The following is an 18,196-nucleotide window of genomic DNA, read 5'->3' as shown; positions in this document are numbered from 1 at the left end:
TCATCACTGACGCTAACGCCGCCCTCTGACATTGTTGCCGGGCGGCAGTGCGTATGTGGATAACCTGCTCAAAAAAAGCATAGTCCCACCCGAACAGATATTCGAACAATCTGTCGGCGTGTCAGGAGCCTTCGGCAGGACCAGGGACGCCGGTCAGTTCCGGATCGGCTTGATGTCGCGGCCCAGGCGGCGCTCCGCGGGGACGTCCTGGACATCACAGACGGCGAGCCAGACATCGCGGGGATTGACGCCGGCGGCGAGGGCCTGCTCCGCCGTCCGGCTGCCTACGCCGGCGAGCACCAGTGAGCCGCCGAGCACGCGCGAGTAGCCTGCGCCGAATTCGTCGTCCATGAGCCGCCAAAAATCACTAATCCTCACGACATAGAGTCTCTCACGGGCCGGGACCCTAGAATGGTTGCCATGAGCAACCCAGCTGAGGCCCCCGGAGACTACGTCCCCTCCGAGGACACCCTCGATGCCGCGCTGAAGACCGTGGAGCATCAGATCAGCATCTTCTGGCGGCGGGCCCGGTCCGTCTCTCAGCAGCTGTCGCGCCAGGTGCACCCGGACATGGAGCCAGCGGCATACGGCCTGCTGACAGTGATCCGCAAAGAGGGCCCCATCCGGCTGACCGAGCTGGCTTCCTGCATCGGAGTCGGCAAGCCGTCCGTCAGCCGCCAGATTGCCTTCCTCGAAAGCATCGGACTCGTAGTCAAGGAAGCGGACCCGCTGGACGGCCGCGCGCAGACCATCAGGCTCACGCCGCACGGCGAAGAGAAAATGCACCAGGTGCAGGACGCCAGGCGGCAGGTTTTCCGGGAGAGGCTGGGCGAATGGCCCGTGGAGGATCTTCAGGCCCTGGCCACCTACATGGCCAAGCTCAACGCCACGTACGAACGTGACGGCTTCCCGAAGGACGGCACCACCTAAGACGCCTGACGAGGAAGGCGCGACTAAGGCCCCCGGCTTGCGCCGGGGGCCTCGCGGCTATATTCCGTGGGGCTGGTTACCGGGCGCCCGAGAGCAGTCCCTTGGCCAGTTCGTCGGACAGGTCAGTATTGAGTTCGCGGTCAAGGTCGCGGCCGTAACGCTGCGAGAATTCCTGCGGAACGGTGTCCGGAACGGCAACGCCCTCGGCCACTGCCACGCGGTCGCTGACCTCCCGGAGCATGCTGGACAGCGGAACGTCAAGGGCCGAGCAGATCGAAGACAGCAGCTCCGAAGAGGCTTCCTTCTGGCCGCGCTCCACTTCACTGAGATACCCCAGGGAAACCCGGGCACTGTGTGAAACTTCGCGGAGGGTCCGGCCCTGACGCTGGCGAACGTCGCGCAGAACATCACCGATTTCGTGACGAAGTACTACCATCTTGCGCTCCTTCTGTTCGCTCTTTGCCTGATCGGCGAGGCCCACATCCTTCCAGCGGACAACGCCGTTTACGGATACGGGCTGCTTTACCATCTGTATCGCCTTGCTCCCTCTTTAGTCCGGTGCGCGTGAAGCGAACCGCTATTGGTCTCTTCATCCTAGGCGCCTCCCTAATGCGGAGGCGACACAAAATAACAACTATTCGGATTCGCTTTTTGTTCCCGGCAACCTTACTCCCGGTAGCTTAGCGACGCCAGAGCCTCCTGAAGCCGCTCCAGCGCGGCCGCGCAGGCCAGTGCCCTGATCTCTGCCCGGGTGCCCTCGAAGCTGTATGGAAACGACGTCGAGCCCTGGGCCGTGGCGACGCCGATGAACACTGTCCCTACTGGCTTGCCATCGTGGTCGTCCGGCCCGGCGACCCCTGTGGTGGACACCCCGAGGTCCGCGCCGCAGGTGCGTCGCGCGCCGTCGGCCATCGCTGCTGCCACTGCGCCGTCAACGGAGCCGACGGAGTCCAGCAGCGCCTGCGGAACGCCAAGGACGTCCCGCTTGACGGAGTTCCGGTAGGAAACGACGCCGCCCTGCAGCATGGCCGATGCGCCTGGCGTGTCTGCGAGCATCGCCGTGACCATGCCGGCCGTCAGCGATTCGGCGGTGGCGACGGTGAGTCCCCGGTCCACGGCTGCGGCGACGGCCTCGCCGGCGATCCGGTGCAGGTTGGTCATGGTCATCCCTCCTGGGTTTCCGGTTTCCGGTGTTCCTGGTCGTGGTGTTCCTCGGCGTGATGTTCCTCGGACCGCCGGCGCAGCCCCTGGGTCCGGACCTTCATCGCTTCAACGACATATTCGACGCCGGTCCACACGGTGATCAGCAAGGCGACGAGCATGACGGCCAAGGCCACCCAGACCAGCCAGGGTGCGAGGGCGGACAGCGGGAGAAGGTAGAGGAAAATGGCCGCAGTCTGGACCACCGTCTTCAGCTTGCCGCCGCGGGACGCCGGGATCACGCCGTAGCGGATCACGAAGAACCTCAGCGCGGTGATGCCCCATTCACGGACCAGGATCACGACCGTGATCCACCAGGGCAGCTCGTTCAGGACGGACAGCATGACCAGGGCGGAGCCGATCAGGAGCTTGTCCGCTATCGGATCGGCGATCTTGCCGAAGTCAGTGACCAGTCCCCTGCTCCGGGCGATGTCGCCGTCGAGCTTGTCCGTGTAGATCGCGACGGCGAACGCCGCCACGGCAGCCCAGCGCCAGGCTCCCGACTCGCTGCGCAGGCCCGGAGCGTCGGCGACAAGGAACCACACAAAGAACGGCACCAGCACGATGCGGAGCATGGTGAGGATGTTGGGAAGATTCCAGATCCCGGAGCTGTTGGAGCCGGCCGCGGTCGCTTCGGTGCTAGTCACCCTTCTAGGCTACCGTCTTCCAGCCGGGCGTCTTCTAAGCTACCGGCCGGTCAGGGACCAGGCGTCTTCGGAACCGTCCTCGTCGTCGCTGGAGCTGCCGTCCGCGCCGTCGTAGTACTCCACGTTCTGCGTGCGGTTGTCCAGGTCGGCGGCAACGAGGTCCTCGGCGTAGCCGCCTTGGGCGATGTTGGCGTGGGCGTTGTCACTGAGCGCGGCGGTTTGCGAATCTGGCGCTGCCGGGGCTTCCTGGCCCTTCATGGCAGCCAGGACGGTGGCGAGGTCGTCCGGCTTGACCAGCACGTCCCGGGCCTTGGAGCCTTCGGACGGGCCCACCACTCCCCTGGACTCGAGCAGGTCCATGAGGCGGCCGGCCTTGGCGAACCCGACGCGCAGCTTGCGCTGCAGCATCGACGTCGAGCCGAACTGCGTGGTGACCACCAGCTCGGTGGCCTGCAGCAGCACCTCGAGGTCGTCTCCGATGTCGTCGTCGATCTGCTTTTTCTGCGCCTCCGGGGCGACGTCGTCACGGTAGACGGCCTTGAGCTGGCCCTTGACGTGTTCGACCACCTTGTGGATTTCGGACTCGGTGACCCAGGCGCCCTGGACACGCATGGCCTTGGAGGCGCCCATCGGCAGGAAGAGGGCGTCGCCCTGGCCGATCAGCTTTTCCGCTCCCGGCTGGTCCAGGACCACGCGGGAGTCGGTGACGGAGGAGGTGGCGAACGCCATGCGGGACGGGACGTTGGCCTTGATCAGACCGGTGACGACGTCGACCGAGGGCCGCTGCGTGGCCAGGACCAGGTGGATGCCGGCGGCGCGGGCAAGCTGGGTGATGCGGACGATCGAATCTTCGACGTCGCGGGGCGCCACCATCATGAGGTCGGCGAGTTCGTCCACGATCACCAGCAGGTAGGGGTACGGGCGGATGACGCGCTTGGAATCCACGGGCGGATGGACCTTGCCGGCGCGGACTGCCTTGTTGAAATCGTCGATGTGCTTGAAGCCGTAGTTGGCGAGGTCGTCGTAGCGGGCATCCATTTCCCGGACCACCCACTGCAGCGCTTCGGCCGCCTTCTTGGGGTTGGTGATGATGGGGGTGATGAGGTGCGGGACGCCTTCGTAGGCGGTCAGCTCCACGCGCTTGGGGTCCACCATGACCATGCGGACCTCGTCCGGCGTCGCGCGCATGAGGATGGACGTGATCATCGAGTTCACGAAGGAGGACTTGCCCGCGCCGGTGGCGCCGGCCACGAGAAGGTGGGGCATCTTGGCCAGGTTCGCCACGACGTAACCACCCTCGACGTCCTTGCCGACGCCCATCACCATGGGGTGGTCCGTGCGGCGGGCGTTCTGGCTGCGGAGGACGTCGCCGAGCGAGACGGTTTCGCGGTCCGTGTTGGGGATCTCGATGCCGATGGCCGATTTGCCCGGAATCGGGCTCAGGATACGGACGTCGCTCGAGGCAACGGCATAGGAGATGTTCTTGGACAGGGCCGTGACGCGCTCCACCTTGGTGCCCGGTGACAGCTCGATCTCGTACCGCGTCACGGTGGGGCCGCGGCTGAAGCCGGTCACCTGGGCGTCCACGTTGAACTGCGTCAGTGTCTCCGTCAGGGAGGCAACGATGGCGTCGTTGGCCTCCGTGCGCTCCTTCGGGATGGACCCCGGGGTCAGGACGTCCGACGACGGCAGGGTGTAGGTGACGTCTCCCGCCAGCGACAGCTGCTCGGTGCGCTGCGGAATGGGCGTGGGCGGCGGCGCGGGGGCGACTGGCCGCGACGGCACCTGGGCGGCCGCGGCACCGGCGGCCCCGGCTACCGGGTTCAACGAACCGGCGGCGACCATGCCCGGGGTGACGAGCGGGATGGCTTCGGTGGCGTTCTCGCCCGCCGCTCCCGCAGCACTGCCCAGCCCCTGGGCGGCCTTGATCTTCTCGACGGCGATCTCGGCCTGGGTGGGCCGGCGCACGCCGGGCGCCACGGAGTTAGCGCCCTTGGCGCCCTTGGTGGTGTCGGGTGCGGCGTCGTCGTCGATGACGGCATGTTCGAAGGCTTCGTCTCCGACGTATCCCTCGAGGCGGGCGTCGGCGTCCTCGTTCTTGCCGAAAAGCCGTTTCCGCTTCTTTTTCGGCTCTGCCGGCGCACTGTCGTAGAGGTAGCTGCGGTCGTGTCCGCCGCCGTCGCCGTTGTCTTGAAGGTCGATGCCCATCAGGTGCTCGTAGGCGCCGCGCAGGCGCCGCGGAATGGCCCCAAACGGGGTGGCCGTGACGATGAGGAGCGAGACGAATGCCAACAGGGCGTACAGGGCCACCGGCACCGCGGCGTGAATGGCCGCGAGCGGTGTGGCCGCGAGGAAGCCCAGCATGCCCCCGGCCTGGCGCAGTCCGTCAAAGCCCTCGCTCACGGTCGGCTGGCCGCCGACGATGTGGGCGAGGCCGCAACCCGCGAACGTCATGACGAGGAAGCCGATGCCCACGCGGTTGTTGCCCCGGCCGTCAGCAGGCTGGCGGAACAGCCTGAAGGCGCAGACCGACAGCATCAGCGGCAGGACCAGGGACATCCAGCCGAACGTGCCGTTGACCACCGCGTAGACGGCGTCCGGGAACCAGCCCCGGAGTCCCCACCAGGCAAAGGTGGCAATGAAGACCGCCAGCGCCAGGTTGAACAGGGCGGCACCGTCACGGCGGTCCTCCGGTGCGAGGTCGCTCACGTCGTGGCCGATCCGCCGCACTCCCCCGCCCACCAGGTGGCCGATGCCGAGCCACGCGCCGCCGACCACCCTCAGCAGCCAGGGCTGCCGGGCTTCGACGGCGGGCAGCTGCCGCGTGCGGGCGGTGCCGGCCGACGCTCCCGCCCGGCCGGATTTGGCCGTCGCGGAACCGGTGCGGCTTCCGGACGTGCCTGCTTTGCCGCCGGAAGTACGTTTTGGCGCGGGGGAAGTACGTGTGGCCATATGTGCCACGGTACTCCACCCGGGCCCCGGCTCCGCGGATTTACGGGCTTTCGGGGCTGTGTTCGCCCGCGGGGGCCGGCCCCCGCGGGCGTGCGCCTAGGCTTCCAGGACCACCGGAATGATCATGGGCTTGCGGCGGAGCTTGCGGTTGACCCAGGTTCCGACCACTCGGCGGACAACCTGCTGCAGCTGGTGCGTCGTGTGGTCCGTGCGGTTGAGGACGGCTTCCTCCAGCGCAGCATTGATCTTGGGGATGATGTCGTCGAAAACCGAGTCATCTTCGGCGACGCCGCGGGCGTGGATTTCCGGCCCCGAGACCACCTTTCCGGTGGCGCGGTTGATGACCGTGATGATGGAGATGAAGCCTTCATCGCCCAGGACGCGGCGGTCCTTGAGGTCGGCGTCGGTGATTTCGCCCACGCTGGAGCCGTCCACGTAGACGAAGCCGACCTCGATCTGGCCCACCACGTCGGCCTGGTGGTCCCTGAGGTCAATCACGGTGCCGTTGTCGGCCAGCAGGATGCTCGCCTCCGGCACGCCCGACTCCTCGGCGATTTTTCCGTTGGCGATCAGGTGGCGGGTCTCGCCGTGCACGGGCATGGCGTTGAGCGGTTCAAGGATGTTGTAGCAGTACAGCAGCTCGCCGGCCGCGGCATGGCCGGACACGTGGACCTTGGCGTTGCCCTTGTGGATGACGTCCGCGCCGAGCTTCAACAGGCCGTTGATGATGCGGAAAACGGCGTTCTCGTTGCCCGGGATGAGGCTTGACGCCAGAATAACGGTGTCGCCGTCGCCCACCACCACCGGGTGGTCGCCATTGGCCATGCGGGACAGCGCGGCCATCGGCTCCCCCTGGGAGCCGGTGGACATCAGCACCACGCGGTTGTCGGGAAGGTTCCCGATGTTCTTGACGTCCACCAGGATGCCGTCCGGCACGTCCAGGTAGCCAAGTTTCGCGGCGATGGCCATGTTGCGGACCATGGAGCGGCCCACGAAGGCAACTTTGCGGTTGTGCTTCCCCGCGGCGTCCAGGACCTGCTGGACACGGTGCACGTGCGACGAGAAGGAAGCCACGATGATGCGCTTGCTGGCCTGTCCGAAGAGCCGGTCCAGCGTGGGGCCGATTTCCTTTTCCGCGGTGGTGAAACCGGGGACGTCCGCGTTCGTGGAGTCCGACATGAACAGGTCCACACCCTCTTCCCCGAGGCGGGCAAAGTGGCGGAGGTCGGTGATCCGGCCATCCAGGGGCAGCTGATCCATCTTGAAGTCGCCGGTGTGCAGGACGGTTCCGCCCGCAGTGCGGAGGAAGACGGCGAGGGCGTCGGGAATCGAGTGGTTGACGGCCACGAACTCGCATTCGAAGGGGCCGAACTTCTCCACCTGCCCTTCGACCACGGTGAGGGTGTACGGCTTGATCCGGTGTTCCTGCAGCTTCGCCTCGATGAGGGCGAGCGTCAGCTGCGATCCCACCAGCGGGATGTCGTTGCGGAGCCGGAGCAGGTACGGCACAGCACCGATGTGGTCTTCGTGGCCGTGCGTCAGGACGACGGCGACAATGTCATCCAGCCGGTTCTCGATGTAGGAGAAATCGGGCAGGATCAGGTCGACGCCGGGCTGCGTTTCCTCAGGGAAGAGGACGCCGCAGTCGACGATGAGCAACTTGCCGTCGATTTCGAACACAGCCATGTTGCGGCCGATCTCGCCGAGCCCGCCGAGCGGAACGATCCGCAGGGTGCCTTGGGGAAGGCGGGGAGGCGTGACGAGGCCGGGCAGGGCTACTTGGGTCATAATGCACTTCTTTCCAGGCGGAAGAGTGCCGGTCTCAGTCCGTCAGGAAAAGACCAGCCCTCCTTCCGCCAAATCCTCGCGGATGATTTCGATCTCAGCTTCGTCCGGCTCCACGAGGGGCAAACGGACAACCGAGTTGGGCAGGACTCCCTGCCATTTAAGAATTTGTTTGGCCGCAACGGCACCCTGGACGCGGGTCATCGTTGCGCGCACCACGGGCTCGAGTTCGAAGTTGATCTTCCGGGCCGTTCCGAAGTCGTTCGCATTGACGGCGTCGATGAGTTCCCGGAAGCGGCGGGTAGCGACATGGGTTGTGACACCCACGAGTCCCACGGCGCCCAGGGCCATCCACGGAAGGGTCAGTCCGTCGTCCCCGGAGTAAAAGAGGAGGTCGGTCTCCGCCATGACGCGTGTGGCGGCAGCGAAATCGGCCTTGGCATCCTTGACGGCGACGATATTCGGGTGCTGCGCGAGACGGATCATGGTGTCGGGCGCGATCGCGATGGAGGAGCGTCCCGGGATGTCGTAGAGCATGACGGGCACGTCCGTCGACGACGCGATGGCCTCGAAGTGCGCGCGGACGCCGGCCTGGCTGGGCTTGTTGTAGTACGGCGTGACGAGCAGGAGGCCATCGACACCGAGCGCTGCCGCCTGCTGGGAAAGGTGCACGGAGTGGGCAGTGTCGTTGGTCCCGGTGCCGGCGATGATGGCGGCCCGTCCCCCGACAGCGTCCTTCACGGCGCGGAACATACCGAGGTTTTCCTCGTCGGTGAGGGTGGAGGTTTCCCCCGTGGTTCCCGTGACCACGAGGCCGTCGCAGCCGTCGTCAACGAGCTTGCTGGCCAGCTCCGCCGCCTGCTGGTAGTCCACTTTGCCGTCCTTGGTGAAGGGCGTGACCATAGCGGTCAAGAGGGTACCAAGAGCAGGAATGTGCGCGGAAGTGTCAGCCATGGGAAAAACGTTACCCTGTCACCTGCACGTTAGGACAATGGCCGGCACGTGATGATCGTCAAATTCCCGAAAACACCAGGCCTGCCGCCACGCCGTCACCCTGCGGCGTGCCCGTACCGTTCAAGTGGACCCCGCCGCAGGACGGCCGTAACCACTTCCGTTCCAGTCCCGGAGGCATGCTGCATCGGCATGCCGTCCGGGCCCCAGAAACCACTCAGGCCGCAGGACGGCCCCAACGGTGTCCGGCCGCCCAGGTTGGCCAGCACCGCGTACATCCGGTTGTCCATGGCCCGCGCCCCCAGGTGCAGCCCCAGACGGTGCCCCTCCCCCTCCGTATAGAGCGCAGACACGGCGTAAACGTCGGCGCCTGTGTCCGCGGCCGTGCCCGAGTGGACGGGGTGGGCGGCGTCGAAGCAAATGGCCAGGGCGATCTTCCAGCCGTCGACCTCCAGGAGTGCCGGCCCCGGCCCGGCGGCAAACAGTGCCTCCTCGTCCCCGTGGAGATGTGACTTGAAGCCGACATCGGCCGTGCCGTTCGGGTGGAGGGCCAGGGACGCCAGCCGCGGCGTGCCGTCCGCTTCGCGAAAGGCGGCGCCGACCACCGCGGTGATGCCTGTCCGCCGGCAGATCTCCCGGATGGCATCCAGGCGGAAATCGCCGGGCACCAGCCATTGGTCCCCGTTCCGAAGAAGAGGCAGGTTGTATCCGGTCAGGGAAAGTTCGGGGAAAATCACCAGCCTGGCACCGTGTGAATCGGCATCCTCGATGAGGCGGACGTGCTCCGGCACGTTGCCGGCAATTCCGCCCTCCAGGGCCTGGTACTGGACTGCGGTTACGGTCAGCGCTGAGGTCACGCCTCCATCCTAGGCAGGGTCCGTCCCCGCACAGTAGCGTCCCACAGCCGCTTCCCGCAGCGACTCCGCCCAGGAGGCGAGGCGTTGGGCGGCGCGAACGTAGTGGAACAGCTCGGTGGGCGTCAGCGCATCAAGGTCCGTCTCGGACAGCCGGCGCGCCAGCTCCGCCCCGGGAACCTGGGCCGAGAGCGGAATACCCTCGCTGCTCCACTGCAGGTCCTCGGCGGGCTCGCCGGCGACGAGTTGCCTGAACAGGTAGTCCACCACGCCGGGGCTCATCGCCTTTAGCGGCCCCGCAGTGCCATGAGCTGCAGTGCCCTGCGCCCGCCGGGCGGGCTGCGCGGCGGGCTTGTCTGCGCGTTTGTCAGAGCCGCGCCCTAACGTGTGCCTGGATGAGTTGTTCATGCAGCCGATAGTATTCGAACATATATTCGAATACAAGACCCGTTTCCGTCCACCGCGCATCCGAGCCCGGCAGAACACCCGCGGGAGGAAACAGCGCCATATACAGATGTGAGACGATCGCATCATGACCTCGCGGAGCACGGCTGCATCGTCCGGAACCAAGAAAGGCGCCGCAGCCAGCACCCGGCTTGCGGGAATAGACGCCGCGCGCGGCCTGGCCCTCCTGGGAATGATGGCCACCCACCTGATGCCGACGTTCGAATCCGACGCCGCCATGACCCCGACCTGGATCGGCCTGACCTTCTCCGGCCGGGCAGCTGCCCTCTTCGCCGTCCTGGCGGGAATCGGGCTGGCCCTTTCCACTGGCAAGCAGCGGCCCCTCGAGGGAAGCGCCCTTGGGGCGGCACGGCGGGGCATCGCCCTGCGCGCCCTGGTGATTGTCGTCGTCGGCCTCGCCCTCGGCGGGCTGGAGGTCAACGTGGCGGTAATCCTGGTCCACTACGCCGTCCTCTTCCTGTGCATCCTGCCGTTTATCGGGCTGCAGCTGAAGGCGCTCTGCGCCTGGGCCGCCGGCTGGATCCTAGGCTCCCCCGTGATCGCTTTCCTGCTGCGGCCCTGGCTCATGGCCGCCGACCCGGCCCTGCGGCTAAACCACAACCCCGGCTGGGAGGACCTGTCCACCCCCGGCCAATTGCTGGGCGACCTGTTCCTGACGGGCTACTACCCTGTGTTCCAGTGGATTTCGTATCTGCTGGTGGGCCTCATCATTGGCAGGTTGGCGTTGTCGACGGCGGCGGTCCCGGTGCTGCTGCTTGCCGGCGGCACCGCGGTGGCAGCCTTCGCGAAAGTTCTGGGTACGGCAGCCATGGAGGAATGGGGCGGCCGGGCCGCACTGCAGGCCCTCCTCACGGACCCGAACTACCCGCTGGACAGCCTCCTGCAGGTAAATCTCGCCGGCGTCCGGCAGGAGGGTTCATGGTGGTGGCTGGCCGGCAGCGCACCCCACTCCGGGACCACCCTGGACCTGCTGCACACGGGCGGAGTTGCCGCAGCCGCCGTCGGGCTCTGCCTGCTGGTGGGCCGGCTGGGGGAATGGCTGGACCTGGACCTGCTGCTTCCGCTGCGCGGCGCCGGGGCGATGACGCTGACCCTGTACACGGTCCATGTGTGCGTGGTGGCGTCGTTCCACCTCCAGCCCCTGCCGGTCGGATGGACCGTGGACGGGATGTACTTCGCCCATGCTGCAATGGCGGTGCTGATCGGCATGGTCTTCGCGATCCTGAAATGGCGCGGCCCGCTGGAATGGCTGGGGCACGCCGCCAATCAGGTGGGACGGCACCAGCCGGCGGGGATCCGGTAACGCCTGCGCTGCCGCGTCAGGGGCTACCGCGTGAGAGCGCCTTTGGAGGCCTGGAACATCCGCACCGCGTCCCGCATGGAGGAACGGGCGCGCTTGCGGTCACCGGCGGCGTCGTAGGCGCAGCTGAGCCTGAACCATGACCGCCAGTCGTCCGGGGCAGCCTCTGCTTCCGCACGGTACTTCTCGAATTCCTGGTCCGCCGCGGCACGGACAATCCGCCCGGCGGGTGTGCGGGGAAGGTTGTCCTCGGGCAGGCCGCCTTCGGCTTCGAGCACGCGGGCCATCTGTTCCGTGCGGGCGCCGAACAGCAGTTCACGGATCAGCGCCCACGCGCCGATGACCGGCAGAACCAGGTACGCCGCCCCGATGGCCTTGGCCACGGGCTCCGCATCGGTCAGCAGGAGCACCGAGCGCTGGAAGGACACCACCAGGTAGAAGACCAGGAGGAGCGTCACGGCGCCCACCCAGATCTTGGTGCGGTTCTTCTTCAGCGGGCCAAGGAGTGGTTTCACGGTATTTACAGCCCCAGGTCCAGGTAGCCGTCGAGCCCCACCGTAAGTCCGGGGTGGTCCGCGACGTTCCGGATGCCCAGGAGAACCCCGGGCATGAACGAGGCCCGGTCAAACGAATCATGACGCAGCGTCAGCTGCTCCCCCGGGCCGCCGAGGAGAACCTCCTGATGCGCAACGAGGCCGCGGAGCCGCACGCTGTGCACCCGGACACCGTCCACCTCGCACCCGCGGGCGCCGGCAAGTTCGCTGGTGGTTGCATCCGGGCTCGGCTCCACGCCGGCCCCTGCCCGTTCGGCGGCGATCAGCTGGGCGGTCCGGACGGCCGTGCCGGAGGGAGCATCGACCTTGTCAGGGTGGTGGAGTTCGATGATTTCCACGGATTCAAAGTACTTGGAGGCCTTGGCGGCGAACGCCGACGCCAGCACGGAGCCGAGGGCAAAGTTGGGTGCAATCAGGACGCCGATGTCCGGACGGCCTGCCAGCAGCGCGTCGAGCTCCTGCAGCTTGCCGGCGTCCCAACCGGTGGTGCCCACTACCGCGTGCATGCCGTTCTCGACGGCGAAACGGACGTTTTCCTCGGTGCTCTCCGGAACGGTGAGATCCACCACGTACCTGGCACCGGCGCTGAGCAATGAGTCCAGGGAGTCGCCCCGTCCCAGTGCAGCGACGAGCTTCAGGTCGGGGGCAGCTTCTACAGCTTTGACGGCCTCGGCGCCCATGCGCCCGTTCGCGCCCAGGACGGCGACGGCGAGTTGTTCGGTCATGGATTCAACACTACCTTTCGCCCGCCCGGCCAAAGGAACCGGACGCCATGCGTTACCTCACGTGCGGCCGCGGACAAGGAACGCCGCCTGGCCTCCGGCCCTGTACCTAGGCCCCGACTACCTAGGCCCCGACCCACTCCACGGTGCCGTCGCTGAAGAACTGTTCCTTCCAGATGGGGACCTGCGCCTTGATGCGGTCCACGAGTTCGGAGCACACGGCGAAGGCCTGCCCGCGGTGTGCAGCTGACACAGCGCAGACCAGGGCCGGTTCGCCGATTTCCAGGGAGCCCACCCGGTGCGCGGCCCAGATCCGGACGGGCGGCGTGGCGGCGCCGGCGGCAGCCTCGTGCTCAGCCACCAGCTGCGCCACGACGTCGGCCATCACCTGGTGTGCCGTGGGGTGCGCGCTGTAGCTGAGCCGGTCAACCGGCTTGCCGCCGTCGTGGTTCCGCACCACGCCGCTGAAGCTGACCACGGCGCCGGCGGTGTCCGACTCCACGGCGGCGATGGCCTGGTCCACGGAGATGGGCTCCGCGCTCAGCGCCGCGTGCACTACTTCGATTGTCGGTCCCGAGAATGATGGTCCCGTCAGTGATGGTTCAATGGCCATGTCCGCCCTCCAACTGGTCGCACAGGTGCCCGATCACCGGATCCAGCACGGACAGTCCGTCCATGACGCCCTTTGGTGATCCCGGCAGATTAACGATGAATGTCCGTCCGGCCGCGCCGGCATGCCCCCGGCTGAGCATGGCATGCGGCGTCTTGGCGATCCCGGCCTGCCGGATTCCCTCCATGATGCCCGGGATTTCCCGGTCCAGCAGCGGCAGCGTCATTTCCGGCGTGCGGTCATCGGGGCTCAGCCCGGTGCCGCCGCTGGTGATGACGACGGCGGGTTGCTGGGTCAGGAGCGCGCGGATCGCGGCTCCCACCGGTTCGCCGTCGGGCACCACCATGGCCGGAAACGGCTCGAAACCGTGTTCGGTGAGCCAGTCGATGATGACCGGTCCGGTTTCGTCGCGGTAAATGCCGGCGGCGGCCCGCGTCGAGGCAATGACGACGCCGGCCTTCCGGCCCTGCACCTCCCCGTGGACGTGGGGCTTTGAATTAGCCGAAGCGTTGCTCACAGTGTCCAGTCCCCGCTCTTGCCGCCGCTTTTGGCGAGCACTTTGATGTCCGTCAGGACTGCATGCTTGTCCACGGCCTTGATCATGTCGTAGACGCTCAGCGCTGCGACGGAGGCGGCGGTCAGGGCCTCCATTTCGACGCCGGTGACTCCCCTGGTCTTCACGGTGGCCAGGATTTCCACGGCCTCCGCACCCAGTTCGAAGTCGACCGTGACCTTCGAAATCGGCAGCGGATGGCACAGCGGAATGAGTTCCGGGGTTTTCTTGGCCGCCATGATTCCGGCGACCCTGGCGACGGCCAGGGCATCGCCCTTGGGCAGGCCGCCGGAACCGAGCAGTGCCAGGACCTCCGGGGTGCTTCGGACCGTTGCGGTGGCCGTGGCCTCGCGGGTGGTCTCCGGTTTTCCCGAGACGTCCACCATCTGGGCGGTGCCGTCACGGCGGAGGTGCGTCAGCCCGGCGTTGTCATTTTGTGCAGTCACAACATCCATACTTCCACTTCGGCGCCCTCGGCGAGCGCAGAGACTCCAACAGGTACGTGGACCAGTGCGTTTGACTGTGCGAGCGCCCGGACCAGGTGGGAGCTTTCGCCGCCCTCCAGCCGCACTGTTCCGTCCGGCAGCAGGGTCCCGCGCCGTATCTGGTGCTTGCCCGCCGGGGACGTCAGCGGCTGCGCGAGCCGGGCGCGGATCACGGTCCTCGGATGCGGCGACCCGAACAGTTCGCTGAGGACGGGACGAAGGAACATCTCGAAGGAGACGAGGCAACTGACCGGGTTCCCCGGGAACCCCAGGAGGGGGACGCCGTCGAACGTTCCGAGTCCCTGCGGACCGCCGGGCTGCATGGCCACGTGCTGAAATGCCACGTCCTGGCCGTCCATGGCCTGCCGCACCACCTCGTAGGCGCCCTTGCTGACTCCGCCGGTGGTGACGATGAGGTCCACGGCAGCCGTGTGGCTGCGCAGGAGGCTCCGGAGCTCCGCCGGGTTGTCGGTGGAGATGCCTGCCCGGACCACGGCCAGCCCGGCCTGCCGCAGCGCGGTCTCCAGCAGCGTGCCGTTGGCGTCGTAGATCTTGCCAGCCTCCAGCGGTTCGCCGGGTTCCACCACCTCGTCGCCGGTGGTGACGAGGAGAACCGCCGGCGGACGGTGGACCAGGACGTCCGCCAGCCCCAGGGCGGCCAGCAGACCCAGCTGCCCGGGCCCCAGGAATGTGCCCGCGGCGAGGGCGCGTTCGCCCGCCTCGATGTCGCTGCCTGCGTCGCGGATGAACGTCCCCGCAGCCGCCGGGGGCAACCACACCGCGGCCTCTTCGCCGGGGGCGGGGAACGCGGCCGGAACGGCCCGTTCGACAGGTACGACGGCGTCGGCTCCGGCGGGGACCATGGCCCCCGTCATGATCGGGGCTGCCGTGCCCGGTTGCAGGGCTGCAGGGCTGGCGCCGGCCGGAACGGGAGCAACCACGCGCAGTTCCGCGCCGCCGTCGGGCACGTCACCGGAGCGGATGGCAAAGCCGTCCATCTGGGAGTTTGCGAAGGGAGGCAGGCTCCGCGGCGCCGTGACGGTCTCGGCCAGCCCGCGGCCCAATGCCTGGACGAGGGGAAGCCGTTGGCTGCGTCCGGCCGCGAGCGGTTCCAGGAGTTCCCGGACGGCCTGCCGGTGTTCCGCCACGCTCCGGTGCGAATGCGTGTGCGTGTGGTTGGCATGAGGGTCGGCGCTGGTGGCAGTGGCGTGCGGCTGCGGGTGGCTGTGCATGATCCTGCCTTCGGTGCGGCGGCTACGGGTTTACGTCAACTCTAATGGTGTGGAAGCCGGTGGCGCCGTCCGGGGCAACGGAGCGGTGCTCCTCGATTTGCACGGCACCGCGAAGGTCGGTGGCCCGCACCTGGACTTCGTGCTGTCCCGGCTGCAGGTCGATGCCGAGCTGCCACTGGTACCAGGTGTCCACGGAGATGCCGGGAGCAAGGTCTGCCTGCTGCCAGCTCCCGCGGTCAACCCTCAGCTCCACCTTCCCGATTCCGGTGTGCTGCGCCCACGCCACGCCGCCGAACGCCACGCGGCCCGGGGCCGCGGACCTGCCGTTCCGGGGGACGTCGATGCGCGAGGAGATCTTGATGGGTCCGCGCGCGGACCAGCCGCGCGGCGTCCAGTAGGCGACGTCGTCGGCGAACCTGGTGACCTTGAGTTCAGTGAGCCATTTCGTGGCTGACACGTACCCGTAGAGGCCGGGGACGATCATGCGGACCGGAAACCCGTGTTCCAGCGGGAGCGGCTCGCCGTTCATGCCCACGGCGAGCAGGGCGTCCCGGCCGTCCGTGAGGACGTCCAGCGGAGTGCCGGCGGTCCAGCCGTCCGAGCTCCTGGACAGCACCATGTCCGCGCCCGGCTTCGGGCCTGCCATCGCCAGCAGCTCCCGGACGGGCCAGCCGAGCCACCGCGCATTGCCGATCAGATCGCCGCCCACCTCGTTGGACACGCAGGCGATGGTCACATGGCGCTCGGTCATCGGCTTGGCCAGCAGGGTTGCGAAATCGATTTCGACTTCACGGTCCACCAGCCCGGTGACCCTGAGCCGCCACTCGCGCGGATCGATGACCGGGACGGACAGCGCGGTGTCGATGCGGTAAAACTCGGGGTTCGGCGTGACGAGCGGTTCCATCCCGTCCAGGCCGATTTCGGCGCCGGCCGGAATGGCGGCCGCCGGGAGCCTTGGCGTCGGCAGCCCCAAGGTCCGGCGGAGCTCGTTGACGCCGGCGGCGCCTCCCCGCCAGGCGGTGGCAAGGGCGCCTCCCACGATGACAGCCGCGGCGGTGCCGCCCAGCAGCTGGAAGAAGCCGCGCCGGGCGGGCAGGTCAGCCGCCGCGCCCTGCTGGCTGGCCTCCCATGCGGTCAGCCGTCCGATCAGTCTCCGGAGCACCAGCACGGCGATGCCGGCGGCAAGCACAGGAAGCACGACGGCGCTGACGGTCACCTGGGCGCGTGTCAGGACCGCTGCCAGGCCCACGATGCCGAAGACGGCGAATATCGCGGCGCCCGCGAAGCGCCGGCGCAGCTCAACCACGCCCGACACCGCGGCGACGGCTGCGATCACCAGGGCCATGCCCGCCAGCAGTGCGAGCTTGTCCGCTGTGCCGAACAGCGCAACTGCCCAGTCCTTGACGCCCGGCGGAACGGCATCGATGACGGCACCGCCCAGAGCGGTCATGGTTGAGAGGGAGGGGCTGACGAATCCGGCGATGAGTTCGCTGGCCACGAGTCCCGTGCCCGCCGCCACGGCACCGCAGGCCGCGGCCCATCGGCGCGTCACCCGCCGGCGTGTTTCGGAGGCTGCCCCTGCTTCGTCCGGTCCCCCGTGTACGGCGTCGGTTGGCCGTGGTTTCGCGTCGGGGTGGTCCTGTTGTCCGGCTGCCGCCCCGGGTCCGGCTGGCTGGGACTCGTTCACACTTCCAGCATAGTTTCGATGCATGCGGTTGGCACCGCGTCAGTCCGCGAGGACCCGGTCCGTCCCGCATGCCGCTGCCGGGCGCGGAGTCACGGGCGTGAACGATGGCCCCCGCGTGGCGTAGCCTGAATTCATGAGTGTTCAGCTTGGCATCCCGCAGCCCCGCGAAGGAGGCACCCCGGTTCCGGGAGCGCAGCCCCTTCCTGCTGCCCGCCCGGCTGATGCTCCCGAGGGGCTTGCGGACCGCTACGGGCGCCGTGCCACGGACATGAGGCTTTCCCTCACGGACAAGTGCAACCTGCGGTGCACCTACTGCATGCCGGCGGAGGGGCTTGAATGGCTGGCCAAGCAGGCCGTCATGTCTGCCGCGGAAATCATCCGGATCGTCGGGATCGGCGTAGATCTGCTGGGCGTGCGCGAGCTTCGCCTCACCGGAGGGGAACCGCTGGTCAGGGCCGACCTCATCGACATCATTGCCGCCCTCCGGCAGGCCCACCCCGAGCTTCCGATCTCCATGACCACCAACGGTGTGGGCTTGGACAAGAAGGCGGCCGCGCTGAAGGCTGCCGGGCTGACGCGCATCAATGTCTCCCTCGACTCCCTGCACGAGGAAACCTTTACCAAGCTGACCCGGCGCCCCTTCCTGGACCGCGTCCTGGCGGGTGTGGACGCCGCCTGGGCGGCTGGCCTGGGCCCGGTCAAGATCAATGCGGTGCTGATGCGGGGCATCAATGACGCCGAGTCGCCGTCGCTGCTGGCCTGGGCACTGGAGCGCGGCTATGAACTGCGGTTCATCGAGCAGATGCCGCTCGACGCCGACCACGGCTGGACGCGCCGGGACATGATCACGGCGTCGGAAATCCGGGAGCTGCTCTCGGCCGAGTACGTCCTCAGCCCGGATCCGCGGGAACGCGACGGTGCGCCCGCCGAACGTTTTGAAGTACGACGCCGGGTGGCCGGTTCGGTTGAAGCCGCAGGGCCCGTGCTGGGAACCGTGGGCATCATCGCCTCGGTCACCGAACCGTTCTGTTCGGACTGCCGCCGGACCCGGATCACGGCGGAGGGCAAGATCATGAGCTGCCTGTTCTCCCGCGAGGAGATCGACCTGCTCGGGCTGCTCCGGGAGGGCGCCGGCGACCAGCAGCTGGCCGAGCGCTGGCAGGACGCGATGTGGATCAAGCCGAAAGCCCACGGGATGGACCACGTGGGACTCGATGCCCCGGACTTCGTCCAGCCGGACCGCAGCATGAGCGCCATCGGAGGATGAAC

Annotated in this window: 19 protein-coding genes; 3 read left to right on the top strand and 16 right to left on the bottom strand. The window is 67.7% G+C overall.

Going from position 1 to position 18,196, the window contains the following annotated elements:
• Positions 1-153: 153 nt before the first annotated feature.
• On the bottom strand, positions 154-378 hold the full coding sequence (locus tag J7I89_RS14605) for a DUF3046 domain-containing protein (protein WP_214971664.1): 225 nt from the start codon (positions 376-378) through the stop codon (positions 154-156).
• 42 nt (positions 379-420) lie between these two features.
• Between J7I89_RS14605 and J7I89_RS14600 the strand changes: the two genes are divergently transcribed.
• Positions 421-930 (top strand): MarR family winged helix-turn-helix transcriptional regulator, encoded by a 510-nt coding sequence (locus tag J7I89_RS14600; protein ID WP_214971661.1) that lies wholly within the window; start codon positions 421-423, stop codon positions 928-930.
• 76 nt (positions 931-1,006) lie between these two features.
• On the opposite strand, the gene J7I89_RS14595 is transcribed toward J7I89_RS14600, so the two are convergent.
• From J7I89_RS14595 to J7I89_RS14560, 8 genes are all read right to left on the bottom strand, one after another.
• Positions 1,007-1,459 (bottom strand): helix-turn-helix domain-containing protein, encoded by a 453-nt coding sequence (locus J7I89_RS14595; RefSeq protein WP_055798349.1) that lies wholly within the window; start codon positions 1,457-1,459, stop codon positions 1,007-1,009.
• A 137-nt stretch (positions 1,460-1,596) separates the two neighbouring features.
• Positions 1,597-2,091, bottom strand: a complete 495-nt coding sequence (locus tag J7I89_RS14590) for a CinA family protein (RefSeq protein WP_214971659.1) — start codon at positions 2,089-2,091, stop codon at positions 1,597-1,599.
• A 2-nt stretch (positions 2,092-2,093) separates the two neighbouring features.
• A complete protein-coding gene (gene pgsA / locus J7I89_RS14585) occupies positions 2,094-2,777 on the bottom strand; it encodes a CDP-diacylglycerol--glycerol-3-phosphate 3-phosphatidyltransferase (protein ID WP_308159919.1) in 684 nt (227 codons plus the stop codon).
• 39 nt (positions 2,778-2,816) lie between these two features.
• On the bottom strand, positions 2,817-5,729 hold the full coding sequence (locus tag J7I89_RS14580) for a DNA translocase FtsK (RefSeq protein WP_214971657.1): 2,913 nt from the start codon (positions 5,727-5,729) through the stop codon (positions 2,817-2,819).
• A gap of 96 nt (positions 5,730-5,825) precedes the next feature.
• Positions 5,826-7,517, bottom strand: coding sequence for a ribonuclease J (locus tag J7I89_RS14575; RefSeq protein WP_214971654.1), 1,692 nt, complete (start codon positions 7,515-7,517; stop codon positions 5,826-5,828).
• Positions 7,518-7,559: 42 nt separating this feature from the next.
• Positions 7,560-8,468 carry a 4-hydroxy-tetrahydrodipicolinate synthase gene (dapA, locus tag J7I89_RS14570; RefSeq protein ID WP_214971651.1) on the bottom strand — a complete coding sequence of 303 codons (909 nt, stop codon included), beginning with the start codon at positions 8,466-8,468 and terminating at the stop codon, positions 7,560-7,562.
• A 95-nt stretch (positions 8,469-8,563) separates the two neighbouring features.
• Positions 8,564-9,322: a carbon-nitrogen hydrolase family protein gene (locus J7I89_RS14565; protein ID WP_214971648.1), complete on the bottom strand. Its 759-nt coding sequence runs from the start codon at positions 9,320-9,322 to the stop codon at positions 8,564-8,566.
• Between the two features lie 9 nt (positions 9,323-9,331).
• Entirely contained in the window at positions 9,332-9,727 is a 396-nt protein-coding gene (locus J7I89_RS14560; RefSeq protein ID WP_251045350.1) for a hypothetical protein, read from the bottom strand.
• A gap of 124 nt (positions 9,728-9,851) precedes the next feature.
• Here J7I89_RS14560 and J7I89_RS14555 point away from each other — a divergent pair, with 124 nt between their 5' ends.
• Complete coding sequence (locus J7I89_RS14555; RefSeq protein WP_214971645.1) at positions 9,852-11,087, top strand: heparan-alpha-glucosaminide N-acetyltransferase domain-containing protein; 1,236 nt, start codon at positions 9,852-9,854, stop codon at positions 11,085-11,087.
• Between the two features lie 23 nt (positions 11,088-11,110).
• Here J7I89_RS14555 and J7I89_RS14550 read toward each other — a convergent pair whose 3' ends face one another.
• From J7I89_RS14550 to J7I89_RS14520, 7 genes are all read right to left on the bottom strand, one after another.
• Positions 11,111-11,599, bottom strand: a complete 489-nt coding sequence (locus tag J7I89_RS14550) for a hypothetical protein (protein ID WP_214971643.1) — start codon at positions 11,597-11,599, stop codon at positions 11,111-11,113.
• A 5-nt stretch (positions 11,600-11,604) separates the two neighbouring features.
• On the bottom strand, positions 11,605-12,363 hold the full coding sequence (dapB, locus tag J7I89_RS14545; protein ID WP_214971641.1) for a 4-hydroxy-tetrahydrodipicolinate reductase: 759 nt from the start codon (positions 12,361-12,363) through the stop codon (positions 11,605-11,607).
• A 121-nt stretch (positions 12,364-12,484) separates the two neighbouring features.
• Positions 12,485-12,973, bottom strand: a complete 489-nt coding sequence (locus J7I89_RS14540; protein ID WP_214971639.1) for a molybdenum cofactor biosynthesis protein MoaE — start codon at positions 12,971-12,973, stop codon at positions 12,485-12,487.
• Entirely contained in the window at positions 12,963-13,487 is a 525-nt protein-coding gene (locus tag J7I89_RS14535; RefSeq protein ID WP_214971637.1) for a MogA/MoaB family molybdenum cofactor biosynthesis protein, read from the bottom strand. Before J7I89_RS14535 ends, J7I89_RS14540 begins: the two co-directional genes overlap by 11 nt.
• Positions 13,484-13,978 (bottom strand): cyclic pyranopterin monophosphate synthase MoaC, encoded by a 495-nt coding sequence (moaC, locus tag J7I89_RS14530; protein ID WP_214971635.1) that lies wholly within the window; start codon positions 13,976-13,978, stop codon positions 13,484-13,486. Before moaC ends, J7I89_RS14535 begins: the two co-directional genes overlap by 4 nt.
• Positions 13,966-15,240 (bottom strand): gephyrin-like molybdotransferase Glp, encoded by a 1,275-nt coding sequence (glp, locus tag J7I89_RS14525; protein WP_214971633.1) that lies wholly within the window; start codon positions 15,238-15,240, stop codon positions 13,966-13,968. Before glp ends, moaC begins: the two co-directional genes overlap by 13 nt.
• A 22-nt stretch (positions 15,241-15,262) precedes the next feature.
• Positions 15,263-16,690 carry a molybdopterin-dependent oxidoreductase gene (locus J7I89_RS14520; protein ID WP_251045356.1) on the bottom strand — a complete coding sequence of 476 codons (1,428 nt, stop codon included), beginning with the start codon at positions 16,688-16,690 and terminating at the stop codon, positions 15,263-15,265.
• A 370-nt stretch (positions 16,691-17,060) separates the two neighbouring features.
• On the opposite strand from J7I89_RS14520, the gene moaA reads away from it, so the two are divergent.
• On the top strand, positions 17,061-18,194 hold the full coding sequence (gene moaA / locus J7I89_RS14515) for a GTP 3',8-cyclase MoaA (protein ID WP_214971626.1): 1,134 nt from the start codon (positions 17,061-17,063) through the stop codon (positions 18,192-18,194).
• Positions 18,195-18,196: the final 2 nt, after the last annotated feature.

This window comes from Arthrobacter sp. ISL-5 (assembly GCF_018613835.1).
GTDB lineage: Bacteria > Actinomycetota > Actinomycetes > Actinomycetales > Micrococcaceae > Arthrobacter.
The sequence above is the reverse complement of the archived record's forward strand: the minus strand, read 5'-3'. Positions and strand labels throughout refer to the sequence as shown.